The 17,140-nt window shown below is 61.9% G+C and carries 14 protein-coding genes; 6 read left to right on the forward strand and 8 right to left on the reverse strand.

Annotation, left to right across the window (positions count from 1 at the left end):
- Nucleotides 1-10 precede the first annotated feature (10 nt).
- Nucleotides 11-496, reverse strand: coding sequence for an SH3 domain-containing protein (locus GAL_RS02905; protein WP_244462778.1), 486 nt, complete (start codon nucleotides 494-496; stop codon nucleotides 11-13).
- 272 nt (nucleotides 497-768) lie between these two features.
- Between GAL_RS02905 and GAL_RS02910 the strand changes: the two genes are divergently transcribed.
- The 4 genes from GAL_RS02910 (at nucleotide 769) to GAL_RS02925 (ending at nucleotide 8,264) form a co-directional block, all read left to right on the forward strand.
- The gene (locus tag GAL_RS02910; protein ID WP_040104215.1) at nucleotides 769-1,755 is read left to right on the forward strand and encodes a 2-hydroxyacid dehydrogenase; all 987 of its coding nucleotides are present in this window, start codon (nucleotides 769-771) and stop codon (nucleotides 1,753-1,755) included.
- 40 nt (nucleotides 1,756-1,795) lie between these two features.
- Entirely contained in the window at nucleotides 1,796-3,586 is a 1,791-nt protein-coding gene (gene ggt / locus GAL_RS02915; RefSeq protein WP_024096095.1) for a gamma-glutamyltransferase, read from the forward strand.
- Between the two features lie 120 nt (nucleotides 3,587-3,706).
- A complete protein-coding gene (locus tag GAL_RS02920) occupies nucleotides 3,707-5,110 on the forward strand; it encodes an FAD-binding oxidoreductase (protein WP_024096096.1) in 1,404 nt (467 codons plus the stop codon).
- 643 nt (nucleotides 5,111-5,753) lie between these two features.
- On the forward strand, nucleotides 5,754-8,264 hold the full coding sequence (locus GAL_RS02925; RefSeq protein WP_024096097.1) for a GcvT family protein: 2,511 nt from the start codon (nucleotides 5,754-5,756) through the stop codon (nucleotides 8,262-8,264).
- A 132-nt stretch (nucleotides 8,265-8,396) separates the two neighbouring features.
- Here GAL_RS02925 and GAL_RS02930 read toward each other — a convergent pair whose 3' ends face one another.
- Nucleotides 8,397-9,584 (reverse strand): diaminopropionate ammonia-lyase, encoded by a 1,188-nt coding sequence (locus GAL_RS02930; protein ID WP_024096098.1) that lies wholly within the window; start codon nucleotides 9,582-9,584, stop codon nucleotides 8,397-8,399.
- Nucleotides 9,585-9,685: 101 nt separating this feature from the next.
- Here GAL_RS02930 and GAL_RS02935 point away from each other — a divergent pair, with 101 nt between their 5' ends.
- Nucleotides 9,686-10,165: an Lrp/AsnC family transcriptional regulator gene (locus GAL_RS02935; protein ID WP_027246285.1), complete on the forward strand. Its 480-nt coding sequence runs from the start codon at nucleotides 9,686-9,688 to the stop codon at nucleotides 10,163-10,165.
- A gap of 50 nt (nucleotides 10,166-10,215) precedes the next feature.
- Here GAL_RS02935 and GAL_RS02940 read toward each other — a convergent pair whose 3' ends face one another.
- From GAL_RS02940 to GAL_RS02950, 3 genes are read right to left on the reverse strand one after another with little or no spacing between them, the layout of a single operon-like run.
- On the reverse strand, nucleotides 10,216-10,896 hold the full coding sequence (locus GAL_RS02940) for a DUF938 domain-containing protein (protein ID WP_024096100.1): 681 nt from the start codon (nucleotides 10,894-10,896) through the stop codon (nucleotides 10,216-10,218).
- The gene (locus GAL_RS02945; protein WP_024096101.1) at nucleotides 10,896-12,008 is read right to left on the reverse strand and encodes an NAD(P)/FAD-dependent oxidoreductase; all 1,113 of its coding nucleotides are present in this window, start codon (nucleotides 12,006-12,008) and stop codon (nucleotides 10,896-10,898) included. Before GAL_RS02945 ends, GAL_RS02940 begins: the two co-directional genes overlap by 1 nt.
- Nucleotides 12,005-12,970, reverse strand: a complete 966-nt coding sequence (locus GAL_RS02950; protein WP_024096102.1) for an aldo/keto reductase — start codon at nucleotides 12,968-12,970, stop codon at nucleotides 12,005-12,007. The genes GAL_RS02945 and GAL_RS02950 overlap by 4 nt, the downstream gene beginning before the upstream one ends.
- Before the next feature lie 141 nt (nucleotides 12,971-13,111).
- On the opposite strand from GAL_RS02950, the gene GAL_RS02955 reads away from it, so the two are divergent.
- Nucleotides 13,112-13,723 (forward strand): CDP-alcohol phosphatidyltransferase family protein, encoded by a 612-nt coding sequence (locus GAL_RS02955; protein WP_024096103.1) that lies wholly within the window; start codon nucleotides 13,112-13,114, stop codon nucleotides 13,721-13,723.
- Between the two features lie 172 nt (nucleotides 13,724-13,895).
- On the opposite strand, the gene GAL_RS02960 is transcribed toward GAL_RS02955, so the two are convergent.
- The 3 genes from GAL_RS02960 to GAL_RS02970 all read right to left on the reverse strand — a co-directional run bounded on the left by GAL_RS02960 (nucleotide 13,896) and on the right by GAL_RS02970 (nucleotide 17,049).
- A complete protein-coding gene (locus tag GAL_RS02960) occupies nucleotides 13,896-14,972 on the reverse strand; it encodes a BMP family ABC transporter substrate-binding protein (protein WP_024096104.1) in 1,077 nt (358 codons plus the stop codon).
- Between the two features lie 72 nt (nucleotides 14,973-15,044).
- Nucleotides 15,045-15,965, reverse strand: coding sequence for an ABC transporter permease (locus GAL_RS02965; RefSeq protein ID WP_024096105.1), 921 nt, complete (start codon nucleotides 15,963-15,965; stop codon nucleotides 15,045-15,047).
- A gap of 1 nt (nucleotide 15,966) precedes the next feature.
- A complete protein-coding gene (locus GAL_RS02970; RefSeq protein ID WP_024096106.1) occupies nucleotides 15,967-17,049 on the reverse strand; it encodes an ABC transporter permease in 1,083 nt (360 codons plus the stop codon).
- Between the last annotated feature and the right edge of the window lie 91 nt (nucleotides 17,050-17,140).

Raw genomic sequence — 17,140 nt, forward strand, 5'->3', positions numbered from 1 at the left:
GCTTGATGGCTCAGTCGCGCAGCTCCTCCGGGGCCACGCCCCAGAGTTTTTCCTTGGGCGCCCAGCCGCGATAGCCGCCGGCCGAAATCGAACACCAGCTGACCTCGCATTTGCCCAGTCGCGCAACCACGCCCAGTTCAAAGGCGGCCGTGACCGGCGCGCCGCTGTCGGGGCGGGCGTGAACGGTCAGCATGTCCTCTTCGATCAGCACGGTCCGGGCACCGGACAGCAGCGCATAATGCACCCAACCACCGGCGCCATCGCGATCACGCACCCGGCGCCAATGGCCATATTCGGCGGTGATCTCCAGCGGCATGCCGCGTCGTTTGAACACCCAGTCGATCTTGTGGGTGAGGGAGGGGCCACGGCGCACATTGCCCTCTGCGGCTTTCATCGACACGAAACGCGGCAGCGGCAGATTGGTCACCGGGCCGCGCTCATCTCGCGCGGCGCCTTCAACCGGGATCATCGCGCCGGTCGTTGCAATCAGGGTCATGGCGACCACGGCCAGCCGGGACCGCAGATAAGATGCCGAAATGTTCACTGCCTGCTCGCTTCTTCTTTTTGCTGCCTGTTACCTGCCTGACCAATCCGAAACCACTGCGTTTTCTGTCGACCTACCCCTGATCTGATGTCCGGGTGCGATGAGGTCTGAAAAAGAAAGCCGCGTCAGATGGGCCGAGGTGCGGGATGGTTCTTGTGCCTGCCCGCGTCCTGCGCCACGATGCCATGAGGCCAGAGAGATTGCAAAGCCGAGGGAGAGCAGCAGTGGCAAGAGAACGTCTGAGTGTTGTCGTAACGCGACGGTTGCCGGAGCCGGTTGAAACCCGGTTGAGCGAATTGTTCGATGTGCGCTTGCGCGAGGACGACACACCGATGAGCCGGACCGAATTGGCCGCCGCGCTAAAGGATGCCGATGTGCTTGTGCCGACGGTGACCGACACTATCGATGCTGCCTTGCTAGCACAGGCCGCAGACCGGCTGAAACTGATCGCCAACTACGGTGCCGGGGTCGATCACATTGATGTGGCAACGGCGCGCCAGCGTGGCATTCTGGTATCCAACACGCCCGGCGTCCTGACCGATGACACGGCGGATATGGCCATGGCCCTGATTATGGCGGTGGTGCGCCGCATCCCCGAAGGTCTGGCGATCATGCAGAAAGGGGACTGGCAGGGCTGGTCGCCCACCGCTCTTCTGGGCGGGCGTCTGGCCGGGCGGCGTCTGGGGATTCTCGGCATGGGCAGCATTGGACAAGCGGTCGCCAAACGGGCCGGCGCCTTTGGCATGCAGGTCCATTATCACAACCGCCGCCGCCTGCGCCCCGAGATCGAGGGCAGGTTTGAGGCCACCTATTGGGAGAGCCTTGATCAGATGGTGGCGCGGATGGATGTGCTGTCTATCAATTGCCCCTCCACGCCCTCGACCTTCCATCTGATGAACGCTCGGCGGTTGAAATTGATGAAACCCGATGCGGTCATCGTCAACACCTCGCGGGGCGAGGTGATCGACGAACATGCGTTGACCCGGATGCTGCGCGCCGGTGAGATCGCCGGGGCAGGTCTCGATGTTTATGAGCATGGCACTGACATCAACCCGCGCCTACGCGAGTTGGAAAACGTGGTGCTGCTGCCGCATATGGGGTCTGCCACGCTCGAAGGTCGCCTGGAGATGGGCGAAAAAGTTCTTTTGAATATCAAGACATTCGAGGACGGCCATCGGCCACCGGATCAGGTCGTGCCGTCCATGCTCTAGGGTTGCTGACGCAGCCCGCCATTTCAAGGGAGGCGACGTTATGAAACATCTGTTCTGGGCCGGCATAGTGCTGGCAGCAACACCCGCTTGGGCACAGGAAGCGGCAGACGCCGTGGCACCTGAGGGCGCGGCAGAAACCGCAGATGCCGGGTTCGCGGCGATCAGCGACGCGGTCGCCGCTGCGATTGAGGCCAAATCCGATGGCACCCCGGTTGAGGCTGAGAACTGGATGGTCGCCGCCGCCAATCCGCATGCGGTTGCAGCCGGTGCCGAGGTTCTGCGCGCGGGCGGGACTGCGGCGGATGCCATGGTGGCGGTACAGACCGTTCTGGGACTGGTGGAGCCGCAATCCTCAGGCCTTGGCGGCGGGGCGTTTTTGGTCTGGTATGACGCAGCCACGGGCGAGGTGACCACGCTGGATGGTCGTGAAACCGCGCCGTTGGCAGCCACGCCGACACTGTTTCAGGATGACGCAGGCGAGCCGCTCAAGTTCTATGACGCCGTCGTCGGTGGCCGCTCTGTCGGCACCCCCGGAACACCTGCCTTGCTAGAAGCTGCGCACCGGCGCTGGGGCCGCGCCGCCTGGCCCGGCCTGTTCACCGCAGCCATTGATCTGGCCGAAGATGGCTTTGCTGTCTCGCCCCGGCTGGCCGGGCTGATCGAAAAAGACGCCGACCGCCTGTCGCGCTGGTCAGAGACCGCCGATTACTTCCTGCCCGGTGGCACGCCGCTGGCGGTGGGCAGCACGCTGAAAAACCCCGCTTACGCCGACACATTGCGCCGCCTCGCGAATGAGGGCGCGCGCGGGTTCTATGCCGGTCCCGTGGCGGAGGCGATCACCAGTGCCGTGCGCGAGGCCGAGGGCAACCCCGGTGTCTTATCCGCGATGGATCTGGCGCTCTATCAGGTGAAGGAACGCCCCGCCGTCTGCGTCACCTATCGCGCCTATGAGGCTTGCGGCATGGGACCGCCTTCCTCTGGTGCGCTGACGGTGGGGCAGATTCTCGGTATGCTGGGCAATTATGATCTCGCAGAACTGGGCGCAGAGAACCCCGATGCCTGGCGGCTGATCGGCGATGCCTCGCGCCTCGCCTTTGCCGACCGGGGGCGATACATGGCCGATAGCGACTTTGTGCCGATGCCGACACAGGGGCTGGTGGCACAGGATTACCTTGAAACGCGTGCTACGCTGCTCAGCGGCGATGATGCCCTGCCAGAGGTAAACGCAGGTGCCCCGGAGTTCGACCATGCGCTGCTGTTCGGCGATGACGAGTCGATTGAACTGCCCTCAACTTCGCATATCTCCATCGTCGATCAATATGGCAATGTGCTGTCGATGACGACCACCATCGAAAACGGCTTTGGCTCGCGGTTGATGGCGGCTGGGTTCCTTTTGAACAATGAGCTGACAGATTTCTCTTTCCGCAGCCATCGCGACGGGGTGCCGATCGCCAACCGGCTGGAACCGGGCAAACGCCCACGCTCCTCCATGGCGCCTACCATTGTGCTGAAGGATGGCAAACCGGCGCTGGCTGTTGGCTCCCCGGGTGGCAGCCGCATTATCGGCTATGTGGCCAAGACCATCATCGCCTGGGCCGACTGGGGAATGGATGTGCAAGAGGCCGTGGCGCTGCCCCATGCGGTGAACCGTTTTGGCACCTATGATGTGGAGGCGGGCACAAGCGCTGAGGATATGACCCAGCCGCTCACCGATATGGGGTTTGAGGTCAATGCCCGCGACCTCACCTCTGGTTTGCATGTGATCGAAATTGGTGATGGGCTGAAAGGCGGCGCAGATCCACGCCGCGAAGGCATTGCCCTGGGCGGGTAACATCATCTGCTGCTGCCTGGCCCGATGGCCGGGCAGCGGGATTGCTACGGGGTTCTGGGTATTGCTGACCTCTGGGCGTGATGCCTATGGTTGCCGGGTGAATTTCAGAGGGAGGCTGCCATGGTCCAGGCCACAACATTGCCGCGCAACGAGGCCGGTATCAACGCGGCGATTGACGTGTTGAAACAACGCTTTGGTGAGCAGTTGCAGACTGGGCAGGCGATCCGTGAACAGCATGGCCACACCACCACCTGGATCACCAATCAGCCGCCGGATGCGGTGGTCTTTCCAACCTCCACCGAAGACGTGGCGGAAATCGTCAGAACCTGCGCCGACTACGGCGTGCCGGTGATCCCCTATGGCACCGGCACCTCGCTGGAGGGCCATGTCAACGCCCCCGCCGGTGGCATCTGCGTTGATATGATGCGGATGGACAAGATCCTTGCCGTCCATGCCGAAGACCTTGATGTGGTGGTGCAGCCGGGGGTGACCCGCGAGCAGCTCAATACATTCCTGCGCGATCAGGGTCTGTTCTTCCCGATTGATCCCGGTGCCAATGCCTCGCTCGGCGGTATGGCCGCGACCCGCGCCTCCGGCACCAATGCGGTGCGCTATGGCACAATGAAGGACAATGTGCTGGCGCTTGAGGCGGTGATGGCAGACGGCGGGGTGATCCGCACCGCGCAGCGGGCCAAAAAATCCTCCGCCGGATATGATATGACCCGCCTGCTGGTCGGCAGCGAAGGCACGCTGGGTCTGATCAGCGAGCTGACCCTGCGCCTGCAGGGCATCCCGGAGGCGATCCGCTCGGCGCGCTGTGCCTTCCGCAGCGTGGATGACGCCTGCCGCGCAGTGATGACGACCATCCAATACGGCATCCCGGTGGCCCGGATCGAACTGCTGGACGAAATGAGCGTGCGCGCCGCCAACGCCTATTCCGGCCTCGATCTGCCGGAAATGCCGCTCCTGCTGCTGGAGTTCCACGGCTCGGATGCCGGCGTGGTGGAACAGACGGAGATATTCGCCCAGATCGCGGAGGAGTTCGGTGGCTTTGACATGGCGGCGACCTCCACCGCAGAGGAGCGCAGCAAGCTCTGGCAGGCGCGCCATGATATGTATTGGGCCAGCCTGCAGCTGCGCCCCGGTGCCAAAGGGATTTCCACCGACGTCTGTGTGCCAATCTCCAAACTGGCCGAATGTGTCAGCGCCGCGCGCGCGAAAGCCGAAGAGATGGGTCTCCTTGCGCCGATGGTCGGCCATGTCGGCGATGGCAATTTCCATGCGCTGCTGCTGATCGACATGGACAGCGACGCGGAACGGGAAGCCGCCGATGCCTATGTGGGCTGGCTGAATGAGCTGGCGATCTCGATGGAAGGCACCTGCACCGGGGAACATGGTATCGGTCAGGGCAAACGCCCCTATCTCAAGCAGGAACTGGGCGAGACCACCCGCTATATGGCCGCGATCAAGGCGGCATTGGACCCTGAGAATATCCTGAACCCCGGCAAAATTCTGGAAATCTGAGGTTCGCCTGCCGACAGCATCGCGCGCCAGTCTGACGGTGGAATTTGAGTATTTAGAGAAAGGTGACAGGATGGACCTCGCTCTGTCACCTTTCCTGAAATACTCACGGCGCTGCCCTTGCAGGTGCAGAAGGCGGCCCGTTGCGAAGCCGCCGCACGCTGGACTTACGTTTGTCCAATCTGAAACTGTCATGATCTGAGCTGATCGCGATCACCGCCGGGACTGACATCCCCGGCACTTTGGAATAGGGCCCTTGGCAAGGGCACGCCCAACCGACGTTCAGCGTGCGGGGCAGATTGCCCCGTCCCGCCTCCGCTTCTGGCGCCGCCGCCACTTCTTATTGCTTGGAATTCTGGCCGTATATCAGCCCCGAGCAAACGGCCGCAGCAGACCATAAGAGACCGATACTCCGGCAGGGCAGTGCCCCGACCTGACCAAAGCCATGCGCAGCGTTGCCTGGGCAAACCCGAACTGCACATCGCGGCCATGACCGCGAAAACCGACAGGGGGCGGGCAGAAACCTGCATTCAGGGCGACGCTAGGTCGGTTTTGTCATGTTTTGGGTCGGATGGATTTGGCGCAAAATCTGCAGGCGGGGCATAACTCCCTGCAAACGAGTCATCATTTTCCGGAGAGCGGGCCCATGAAAACCCAAGTCAAAGCATTGGTCGTCGGCGGTGGCGCTGTCGGCACCTCGATTGCCTATCACCTTGCCAAAGCAGGCTGGGACGACGTCATGCTGATTGAACGTGACGAGCTGACCTCCGGTTCGACATGGCACGCAGCTGGCCTTCTGCCGCTGTTCAACATGTCCTATGCGACCACCCATATTCACAAATACTCGGTCGATTTCTACAAGACCCTGGAAGAAGAAACCGGCCTGAATGCGGGTTTCGCCGTGGTGGGCAACCTGCGGATGGCGCAAACCCAGGATCGCATGGATGAATATATGCTCTATGCCTCCACCGCCGAGACCTGCGATGTCGACTACGAATGGCTGACCCCGGATCAAATCAAGGAACGCTGGCCGCTGATCGAGACTGGCGATCTGAAAGGCGCGATCTACCACACCGAGGACGGCTACATTAACCCGGCAGACGTGACCCAGGCGATGGCCAAGGGCGCCCGTCAGCGCGGCGTTGAAATCCACCGTAAACTGCAGGCCGACGCGTTCCACTGGACCGGTACCCATTGGGAAGTCACCTGCACCAAGATGGTTGAGAAGGGTGGCAACCTCATTGAGAGCGACGAGACAGTCGTGATCACCGCAGAGCATGTTGTCACCGCATCCGGCAACCACGCGCAGCGCACCGCCAAGATGCTGGGCATCAAAATGCCAGCGATCCCGGTTGAGCACACGTTCATCGTCATGGACAAAGACCCCGAGCTGGTCAAATGGCGCGAAGCGGGCAACCCCGAGCACCCGGTTATTCGCGACGCGGACAATGAATCCTATGCCCGCGAAGAGCGCGGCGGCTGGATCCTTGGCATCTATGAGCACGGTGCACCTGCTCGTTTTGAACATGGCGTGCCGGACAGCTTCCGCGCTGACCTGTTCCCGCTGGATCTGGACCGGATCGCCGACCAGTATATGGCAATGGCCGAGCGGGTGCCGTCCTGCGCGGAATCCGGCCTCAAGGACGATTTCAACGGCCCGATCTGCTACACCCCCGACGGCAACCCGCTGGTCGGCCCGGCTCCCGGCCTGCGCAACATGTGGCTGGCAGAAGGCTTCTCCTTCGGCATCACGGCGGCTGGCGGCACTGGCTACTATCTGGCGCAGATGATGGTCGATGGCGAAGCCGAGATCGACATGGCGTCGCTTGATCCCAAGCGGTATTCTTCCAACTGGATGACCACCGAATTCGCCGCCCGCAAGAACGAAGAATGCTACGAGCACGTCTACATCTTGCACCACCCGGACGAAGAGCGTCCGGCGGCCCGCCCGCTGCGCACCGCGCCTGCGTTTGACCGCCAGAAGGCCCGCGGCGCACAGTTCGGCTGGGTCAATGGCTGGGAACGCCCGAACTACTTCGGCCCCGTCGATGCCCCCGATAACTTTGACGAAGAGAGTCGCTCTTTCCGCCGCGGTGGCTGGTGGCAGCACGCGGTGGACGAGGCCAAGGCCATCCGTGAAGGCGTTGGCCTGGTGGATGCCACCGCCTTCACCAAACATGTCGTCAAAGGCCCCGGTGCGACTCAGTTCCTCGACTGGTTCACCTGCAACAAGCTGCCGAAGATTGGCCGCATCAACCTGACCTATGCGCTGACCGCATTTGGCACCACCCGCACCGAATACACCATCGTGCGCAATGGCGAGAACAACTATTACCTCGTCTCCGCCGGTGCCTGGACCGAGTATGACGCGGACTTCCTGCGCAAGGCGGCCGAGGACAAGATGGAAGAGTTCGGCTACATCGAGATCCAGGACGTGACCACCCAATGGGGCGTTTTCGCCATCGCAGGGCCGAAATCCCGCGATGTGCTGAAAGAGGTGATCGTGGACGCCGACCCCGAAACCGCACTGTCCAACAAGCGTTTCCCCTGGCTGTCGGCCCGTCAGATCGAACTGGGCATGTGCCCGGTCAATGCGATCCGCGTGGCCTACACCGGTGAACTCGGCTGGGAACTCCACCACCCGATCGAGATGCAGAACTACCTGTTCGACCTGCTGGAGAAAGCCGGCGTGAAGCACGGCATGAAGCTGGTCGGTGCGCGCGCCCAGAACTGGCTGCGTCAGGAGAAATCCTACCGTGCCTTCGGCAATGAGCTGGGCCGTGACGCGACCCCGCTCGAAGCTGACCTGCCGCGCTTTGTCGATCTGGAGAAAGATTTCCACGGCAAGGACAAGCTGGTCGAGACCGGTGTGCGCGTGAAATGCTGCACCCTGCTGATCGACGGTCCGTCGGACGCTGACCCCTGGGGCCACGAGGCGCTTTACGCTGAAGACGGCGTCACCCGCGTGGGCCGCCTGACCTCTGGCGGTTATTCGGTGGCCTTCGAGAAATCCATCGGCATGGGCTATGTGCAGCCCGACGTCGCGGTGGAAGGGACCAAGCTGAAGGTCAAGATGCAGGACAAGCTGTGGGATGCGGTCGTCACCTGCGACAGCCCCTATGACCCGAAAAACGAAACCATCCGTCAAAACGGCTAAGGTCTGACGGAGCGCGGGTTTTCCAGAAAACCCACCGGACCAGAAATGAAGAAAGCCCCGGCCATAGTGCCGGGGCTTTTTTCGCGTCTAGCGGACCCAACAGCGCGATCCTGACAGGGCTGACAAACCTCGTCAGATACGCCCCTCCATGATCGCCTTGACCACAGTTGGATCGGTGACCCCTTCGGAGCCGATGATCACAACACGTGAGGCAGCATCCAGCTTCAGCTCATCGCGCAGGTCTTGATCCAGCGCAGCGCACATCAACCCGATAAGGCCGGCAACCGCGCTTTCGCCGGCGTCGATGCCAGGATCGCCGCATTCTCCGCCTGCGAGCAATCGGACGGCTGGGGCGACCAGGCTTTCGGGAATGGTCATGAAACTATGGACGGCCTCGCCCAAAACATCCCAGGCAATCTGCGAAGGCTCGCCGCAGGACAATCCTGCCATCAGCGTTTCCGAGGTGATCGCAACAGTGGTCGCCGCATTGGCTTTGCCGCTGGCAAACAGACAGGGCGCCAGTTCCGGCTCGACAATGATACTGCGTGGGGCGGCATTGCCCCATTCCTGCTGAAAAACCGCAATCACCGATGCAGCCAGACCGCCAACGCCGCCCTGAAGGAACACATGGGTCGGCGGTGCAGGCAGATCTCTCACGATTTCTCGCGCCATCACACCGTAGCCGGCCATGACATCCAGCGGTGGCTGTGTATAACCGGGCCAAGAGGTGTCCGACACAATTTTCCAGCCATGTTCCTCGGCATCAATACGGGTCTTCGCAACCGTTGCATCATAGTCGCCATCGACGCGAATAACTTCGGCTCCCAGCGCCTGCATTGCTTCGGCGCGAAAGGGGCTCACTTCGGCATGGATGTAGATTCGGCACTTCGCCCCAAACCGCTGCGCACCCCAGGCCACCGACCGGCCGTGATTGCCATCGGTTGCCGAAATCACGGTGATCTCCGATATCTGATCTGCGAAACTGCCGCTGTGCACGTCTTCGATGGTGATGGCCCGACCCGTGGTCTCTGACAGCTCGCGCTGAAGCACGCGCAGAACAGCATAGGCTCCACCCAAAGCTTTGAAGCTACCCAGGCCGAACCTCGGTCCTTCGTGTTTGTAGTGGATTGCCTGAATATCCAGCTTGTCCGCAAGGCTGGCCAAATTTGGCATCGGGGTCGGCTGGTAGCCGTCCCAGGCGCCAATTTCGCGGGCGGCGTCGTCAAATCCGCGACGAGGCAAAGCGTCCCGGACCTTCGGCCCCAACCTTGGCCGGGTGGTAAAGACATCTGGTTTGGTGGTTCTGAATATGTCTAGCATAGCACGATCCTAATTTGTGACCGTGCAAAAATATGTCGCTTACCACGGGTTTTGGCTTCGAAATGATGGACCGCTGTGCAAAAATTGCGCACAGACATGGCATGGGAAAAGAAAATTTATCACAGGGGCTGGATTCCTATGATCTGGCGATCTTGCGGATCCTGCAACAGGACTGCACCAAGCCACAGCGTCAGATCGGCGAGATCGTCAATCTGTCGACCGCATCGGTCCAGCGGCGTATCCGGCGCATGGAGGCGGATGGGGTGATTTCGACCCAGGCTGCCCAGATCGAGCCGAAAACGGTTGGCCTGCCGTTGACCATTCTGGTGGAGGTCGAACTGAGGGCCGAGACAGCGGGCCGGATCGACGATATCAAGCGCAGCTTCCAAGACGCTCCGGAAATCCAGCAATGCTACTATGTCACCGGCGAAGTGGATTTCGTCCTGGTGGTGATCGTTGGGGACATGTCGGAATATGAAGCGCTGACGCAACGGCTGTTTTTTCCGAATGACAACATTCGGAAGTTCCGCACCTTTGTCACCATGGACCGCACCAAGTCGACGATGCAGCTGAATATCTGACCGATGCCTGACTTGGCGCAGGGTCGGCGCGGTTACTTAAGCGTCAGCTCTCACCCGGATTGACGTGTCGCCACCAGTGCCAGATTGTTGGCAGGCATCTCGATGACCTCGGCCATCTCCAGCCCGTTGTCTTGCAACCAGTCCATCACGTCGAAATCATCTTTGTAGCCGACCTCCGGGTCATGGCTGTTCAGCTTGGTGTGAAAGGCGAGGTCGCCCTCGCTGGTCAACTCACCTGCGCGCATGAAGGGGCCGTAGATCACGAAACGCCCGCCCGGTGCCAGATGATCGGCGGCCCCCCGGATCAGCGCTTTGGCTTCTGGCGTGCTGATCAGATGCAGCAGGTTGCACAGCACGATCAGATCGAAGGCAGCCATATCCTCGGGCCAGTGTCCTTCGGTGGCGTCCAGCTGGCGAGCCGGAGCAATGTTTGTACACCCGCTCTCGGCGCTGTAGGCGGTGATGCTGGCCAAACGTGCCGGGTCCACGTCACTGGGGTACCAGTCCAATTGTGGGCAGCGGCCTGCGAAGCCGACAATATGCTGACCGGTGCCGCTGGCGATTTCCAGTGCGCGCGGGCGGGGGGCCTCGGCATCGCCGGGTTGGGGCGCGATCTGGGCCAGAAGATCTGCAATCGGCTCCAGATTGCGCGCGGCAGAGGGGGCAAAGAGCTTCTCACCCGCCTCAGGAAGCGCGACGGAGGCCTCTCCGGGAACAGTACGAACCGCCATCAGCGCAACCGTCCAGGGCTGAGAGCGGCCAGCGTGGTCGCGTCGATCTCCGGAGGCTCACCGGTGATGAGATCGGCAATCAACCGCCCGGCAGCGGGGCTGGACTGCACGCCGTATCCCCCCTGACCCGCACACCAGACAAAGCTGGGCTGATCCGGGTCGGGACCCATCACCGGCACACCGTCAGCGACAAAACTGCGCAGACCCGCCCAGTTGTGCTCTACCCGCGTGACAGGCTCGCTGACCATGTCTTCGTACCGGGCCAGCCCCTCGGCCAGCACCATATCATCAGCATAGGCATCATGCGGCGCGACCGGATCGGCATCGGCGGGAGAGACCAGCAGCTTGCCCGCATCGGGTTTTGCATACCAGCATTCCCCCACCCCCATGATCATCGGCCAGCGGGTGACATCGTGGCCACCGGGGGCAGGCAGCCGCGCCATGGAGCGGCGTTTGGGTTGCAACCCAATCGGGGGGAGACCCGCCAGCGCGGCGATCTCATCGGCCCAGGCACCGGCGGCATTGACGATATGGCGGCTGCGCAGGGTTTCGGTGGTTCTGCCAGTCCCCGTGCCGGTGGCGACGTCAACCTCCCAAAGATCATCCGCAACGCTATGGCGGATGGCTGTGACCTGCGCATCGGTGCGGATCCTGCCACCGTGGCTGCGCGTGACCTTGGCGAAATCCTGCAGCAGGCGATCGGCGTCCAGATCTTCGGCGGTGTCGTGATAGGCGGCAAAGCCTACTGCGGCGGGGTTCAGAATCGGCACCATCTCCAGCGCCTGTTCCACGGGAATCTCAGTCAGCGACAGGGCGGCGCAGTCCGCAGCAAATTCCTCTGCCTGATCAGAGCCTGCAACCAGCATCATGCCGCGCGGGCTGAGATAGCCATTGCTGCGATGATGGGCCTCGCTGGCCTGCGTCAGCACCTGCACCGGGCCGGGGCCGTAGTGGGCCTCGAACATCGCGGCAGAACGTCCCGAAGAGTGATAGCCAAGCGCGCTCTCGCTCTCCAGCACGAGGGTGCTGCGTCGGGGGCTGAGCGCGGCTGCGGCGCTAAGACCTGCAAGCCCGCCGCCGATGATCAGCACATCGGGGATCTGATCGCTCATGCCTGTTCCTCCAGTCGGTCTGTAGCTGGCGCCGGACGTGGCGACAGCGCTGAGATGCGGTCATAAAGTGTGGGCGTCATCTCGATATCCAGCGCTGCCAGCGAGGGGCGCAACTGCTCAAGCGTACGGGCAGAGACAATCGGCGTCACCTGCGCGCCATAGCCCGCCGCCCAGGCCACAGCGAGGCTCGCAGGCTCCCCCCCCAACTCCGCAGCCAGTTCAGCAAGGGCGCTGGCACTGTCCAGCATCCAGCGTTGGCCATAGCGCTCGCGGTAGCGGGGATCCTCATCCAGCCGTCCCCGGCTGCCGCCATCGGTTGTTTCATCCGCACGACCCGAAGTATATTTCCCGGTCAGCATCCCGCCGCCTAGCGGGGAATAAGGGGCAACGGCAATGCCCTGATCGGCGCACATCGGCAGGATCTCGACCTCGGCCTGCCGTTTGATGAGCGAATACATCGGCTGCAGGATCGCCGGGCGCAGATCGAACTCCTGCCCGATCATGATCATCTTCATCACCTGCCAGGCAGCAAAGTTTGACAGGCCGAGATAGCGAAACTGCCCTGCCGCGCGCAGCTCGGCCAGGCAGGCAAGCGTCTCGCGCAGATCGGTTTCTTCATCGTAGCGGTGCAGATACAGGATATCGACCATATCCTGCCCCAGTCGCGCGCGCGACTGATCCAGTTGGCGGCGGATATTCTCGGCGCCGGCGCCACCGGTATAGGCGACCTTGGTGGCGATCAGCAGGCTGTCGCGGGCGTCCCGGATCAACTGGCCGAGGATCTCCTCGCTCTGGCCGTCGGTATAGACCCAGGCGGTATCAAAATGGGTGATCCCGGCGGCGCGGCAGGCGTCATACATGGCGGCGGATTGTTCGGCATTGGCGCGGCCGCCAAACTGCATTGTGCCAAAGGCAAGGGCGCTGGCTGGGGTGCCATCAAGGCTGATCAGATTGGTGCTCATGTGCCGCAGCGTGGCACGAGTGGGCCGCAACCAAAAGCGCAAAATGTCAGATATTGGCGCAAAGATAGCTGCGGGAAAACCCGCGTTCCGCCTATCATAATCGTGAGTGGCAAAGCCCCGGTGCGCGGGGTAGGGGAAAGTATGTTTGATTCAAAAATCCGCCCGCTGATTGATCCGATGTTGAACGCGCAGGGGCAGGTGATCGCCCGCGCCGGCATTAGCGCCAATCAGGTGACGCTGCTGGGGCTGGCGCTGGGGCTGCTGTCGGCGGGGATGATCGCCTGCGGTCTGTTTGCGTTGGCGCTGCTGCCGCTGCTGCTGTCGCGGCTGGCGGATGGTCTGGATGGAGCGGTGGCCCGTGCCGGTGAACCAAGTGATTTTGGCGGCTATCTCGATATCACCTGCGATTTCCTGTTCTACGGCGCGGTGCCCTTTGCCTTTGTGCTGGCGGATCCGGGCCAGAATGGGGTGGCGGGCGCCTTCTTGCTGATGACGTTTTATGTGAACGGCACCAGTTTTCTGGGCTACGCGGTTCTGGCAGAAAAGCACAAGATGAAGAGCACGGCGCGCGGGGTGAAGACGCTTTACTTCACCGGGGGCCTGTTGGAGGGGGCGGAGACCATTGGCTTCTTCGTGCTCCTGTGCCTGCTGCCGGATTGGTTTGCGCCGATGGCCTGGGTGTTTGGCGCGCTGTGTTTGGTGACCGCCAGTTCCCGCATGCTGCTGGCGCTGCGGGTGTTTCATCGCGACTGAGGTCCTGAGCCGCGCCCTAGGATTTTGAGTATTTTTGAAAAGGTGACAGGCGCAGGTCATTTGTCCCGGTGAGGCTTGCTCTCGCAGGTATCAATGATGATACCCACGAAAAAAGGCCCGCCAAATGAGGCGGGCCTTTCGTGTCATTACATCTTTGAAGAGGTGGCGCCGCTTATTGCGGGATGTCGCCCTGAATGCCCTCGACGAAGAAGTTCATACCCGCCAGCGTGCCGTCATCAGCGGTTTCGCCTTCTGCCAGCCAGTCGGAGCCGTCCTGTTTTTTGATCGGACCGGTGAAAGCATGGTAGGAGCCATCGGCCAGCGAGGCCTTCAGCGCCAGGGCTTCGTCCTTCACGGCGGCAGGAACCGCATCGGTGATCTCGCCGATTTTCACCATGCCGGCGCCGATGCCGTCCCAGGTGTCGGTGCTTTCCCAGCTGCCATCCATCACCGCCTGGGTGCGGGCGATGTAATAGGGTGCCCAGTCATCAATGATGGAGGAGACGCGGGGTTTCGGGCCATATTCCGCCATGTCGGAGGCCTGCCCGAAGGTATAGACATTGCCAGCGGCCTGCGCGGCGGCCTGCGGTGCGGTAGAGTCGGTGTGCTGCAGGATCACGTCGGCGCCCTGTTCGATCAGAACCTTGGCAGCGTCGGCTTCTTTGGCAGGATCAAACCAGGTGAAGGCCCAGACGATTTTGAACTCCACATCGGGGTTCACCTTCTTGGCGTGGAGATAGGCCGAGTTGATGCCGCGGATCACTTCGGGGATCGGATAGGAGCCGATGTAGCCGACGATATTGCTCTCGGTGAGATTGCCCGCGATGTGGCCCTGCACCGCGCGCCCTTCGTAGAAACGGGCCGAGTAGGTGGAGACATTGTCGGCGCGCTTATAGCCGGTGGCGTGCTCGAATTTCACATTGGGAAATTTCTTGGCGACGTTGATGGTCGGATCCATGTAGCCAAAAGAGGTGGTGAAGATCAGATCCGCGCCTTCCAGCGCCATCTGGGTCATCACACGCTCCGCATCGGGGCCTTCTGCCACGTTTTCGACGTAGACGGTTTCGACCTTGTCGCCGAATTCCGCAACCACGGCCTTGCGGCCCTGATCATGTTCGTAGGTCCAGCCACCATCACCCACCGGGCCCACATAGACAAATCCCACTTTGGTCTTGTCGTCTGCGGCCACGGCGCCGGTTGCCAGGCCAAGCGCCACTGCGGCGCTGGTCAGCAGTTTATTCAGTTTCATCTTTACGGACTCCCCGTTTTGGTTGTTGTGCCCAGGAGAGGACCCTGGACAGAGGTTCCGCCACCCGCCAGATCAGCGGGTGGCGTGGAAATTGCGGCCAAGGGCGGCGGGTGCGCTGCTCTTGTCCGCGGAAAGAATAACAAGCACGATAATGGTGATCACATAGGGCGACATTGCCAGATACTCGACCGGGATGGCAACGCCTGCGGCCTGCAGATTGAGCTGCACCACAGTGACCCCGCCGAAAAGATAGGCACCCAGCAGCGCGCGCCATGGCTTCCAGCTGGCAAAGACCACCAGCGCAAGTGCAATCCAGCCGACACCGGCGGTCATGCCTTCGGTCCATTGCGGCACCCGGATGAGGCTGATGTAGGCGCCGCCGACGCCGGCACAGGCCCCACCAAACAGGATCGCCATCAGGCGGATCCGGATCACCTTGTACCCCAACGCATGGGCGGCGTCGTGATTTTCACCCACCGCCCGCAGCACCAGCCCGGCGCGGGAAAACTTCAACAGCGCCCAGACAGCGGCGGTGAGCGCGATGCCGAAATAGAGGATGATATCATGGCCAAAGAGGATCGGCCCTACCACCGGTAGATCGCTCAAGACGGGGATATGGATAGCGCCCATTTGCGGCGGCTTCACCCCGACATAGGATTGCCCCATCAGGGCCGACAGCCCCAGACCAAACAGCGTCAGCGCCAGACCAGAGGCGACCTGATTTGCCTTGGCAAACTGGGTCAGGAAACCGAACAGCACCGACAGTGCCGCCCCGGCAATGGCAGCAGCAAAGAAGCCCAGCAGGGGAGAGCCGGTCTCAACTGCGGTGGCGAAACCTGCGATGGCGCCGGTGATCATCATGCCCTCGACGCCAAGGTTCAGAACGCCGGATTTCTCCACCACCAATTCGCCAATGGCAGCGATCAGGATTGGGGTGGCCGCCACCATCAGCGAGGCGACAAGGAGGACGGGATTGATTGCAGAAAGATCCATGTCACACCACCTCGGGTTTGCTCAGCGCAATGCGGAAATTGGTCAGGAGGTCGAAGGCCAGCAGGAAAAACAGCAGCATCCCCTGAAACACCTGGATCGCAGCTGAGGGCAGGCCCATGTTAGACTGGGCGATATCGCCACCGATATAGGTCAGGGCCATCAAACCACCGGCCAGCAGGATGCCGACAGGGTGCAACCGGCCCAGAAAGGCGACAATAATGGCGGTAAACCCGTAGCCCACGTTGAAATCGATGGAGATCTGACCGGAGGGGCCGGAAACTTCAAACAGGCCCGCAAGACCCGCCAGCGCGCCGGAGGTGCCAAGGCAGAACAGCACCAGGCGGGTGGGGTTCACACCTGCAAACCGCGCTGCGCGGGGGGCCTCACCACTCAGGCGGATATGATAGCCCAGCATATGACGGTTGAGCAGCACATAGGCAAAGATCACCGCAATCAGCGCCGCCACAACACCCCAGTGCATGCCGGTGCCTGTGATCAGTTCGGCATTATGGGCGCTGTCCCAGGACTGCAGGTTGCGCGAGCCGGGAAAGCCGAAACCCTCGGGGTTTTTCAAGAGGCCAAGCGAGACAGAGGCGAGGAACTGTTCGGCCACATAGACCAGCATCAGCGATACCAGGATCTCATTGGTGCCAAAGCGGGTTTTCAGTACCGCGGGGATCATGGCCCAGACCCAGCCCCCCAATGCGCCTGCCACCACCATGAGCGGAAAGATCAGGGCCGAATCCGACGGGTAGAAGGCAAGGCCCGCACCGGCGCCACAGATGGCGCCCATGATGTACTGGCCTTCAGCGCCGATGTTCCAGATCCCGGCACGAAAGCCCAAGGACAGGCCGATGGCGATCAACACAAGGGGCGCGCCCTTCACCAGCAGTTGCGGGCGGTAATAAAAGGCAAATTCGCCAAACAGCGGATCCCAGAAGATGGTGCGGATTGCCGCCACGGGATCTTTGCCGAGCGCGGCAAACAGCAGCCCGCCCGCAATCATCGTCGCCAGCACCGCCACCAGCGGCGTTGCCATCGACCAGACACGCGATGGCTGTGGTCTCTTTTCTAGCCGGATCATTCCTATCGTTCCCCCCGGTCGCAGATCTGCGCCTGCGTGCCTGTCATCTTTCCAAAAATACTCACACTCCCGACCCGGCAGCCTGCGCTGC

The organism is Phaeobacter gallaeciensis DSM 26640 (assembly GCF_000511385.1).
GTDB classification, from domain to species: domain Bacteria; phylum Pseudomonadota; class Alphaproteobacteria; order Rhodobacterales; family Rhodobacteraceae; genus Phaeobacter; species Phaeobacter gallaeciensis.

Coding starts and splice junctions, on each gene's coding strand:
- GAL_RS02920 (WP_024096096.1), top strand. CDS start 3,707: ATGGTCCAGGCCACAACATTGCCGCGCAACGAGGCCGGTATCAACGCG.
- GAL_RS02930 (WP_024096098.1), bottom strand. CDS start 9,584: ATGCTAGACATATTCAGAACCACCAAACCAGATGTCTTTACCACCCGG.
- GAL_RS02955 (WP_024096103.1), top strand. CDS start 13,112: ATGTTTGATTCAAAAATCCGCCCGCTGATTGATCCGATGTTGAACGCG.
- GAL_RS02940 (WP_024096100.1), bottom strand. CDS start 10,896: ATGGCGGTTCGTACTGTTCCCGGAGAGGCCTCCGTCGCGCTTCCTGAG.
- GAL_RS02905 (WP_244462778.1), bottom strand. CDS start 496: ATGACCCTGATTGCAACGACCGGCGCGATGATCCCGGTTGAAGGCGCC.
- ggt (WP_024096095.1), top strand. CDS start 1,796: ATGAAACATCTGTTCTGGGCCGGCATAGTGCTGGCAGCAACACCCGCT.
- GAL_RS02935 (WP_027246285.1), top strand. CDS start 9,686: ATGGGAAAAGAAAATTTATCACAGGGGCTGGATTCCTATGATCTGGCG.
- GAL_RS02925 (WP_024096097.1), top strand. CDS start 5,754: ATGAAAACCCAAGTCAAAGCATTGGTCGTCGGCGGTGGCGCTGTCGGC.
- GAL_RS02960 (WP_024096104.1), bottom strand. CDS start 14,972: ATGAAACTGAATAAACTGCTGACCAGCGCCGCAGTGGCGCTTGGCCTG.
- GAL_RS02970 (WP_024096106.1), bottom strand. CDS start 17,049: ATGATCCGGCTAGAAAAGAGACCACAGCCATCGCGTGTCTGGTCGATG.
- GAL_RS02965 (WP_024096105.1), bottom strand. CDS start 15,965: ATGGATCTTTCTGCAATCAATCCCGTCCTCCTTGTCGCCTCGCTGATG.
- GAL_RS02945 (WP_024096101.1), bottom strand. CDS start 12,008: ATGAGCGATCAGATCCCCGATGTGCTGATCATCGGCGGCGGGCTTGCA.
- GAL_RS02950 (WP_024096102.1), bottom strand. CDS start 12,970: ATGAGCACCAATCTGATCAGCCTTGATGGCACCCCAGCCAGCGCCCTT.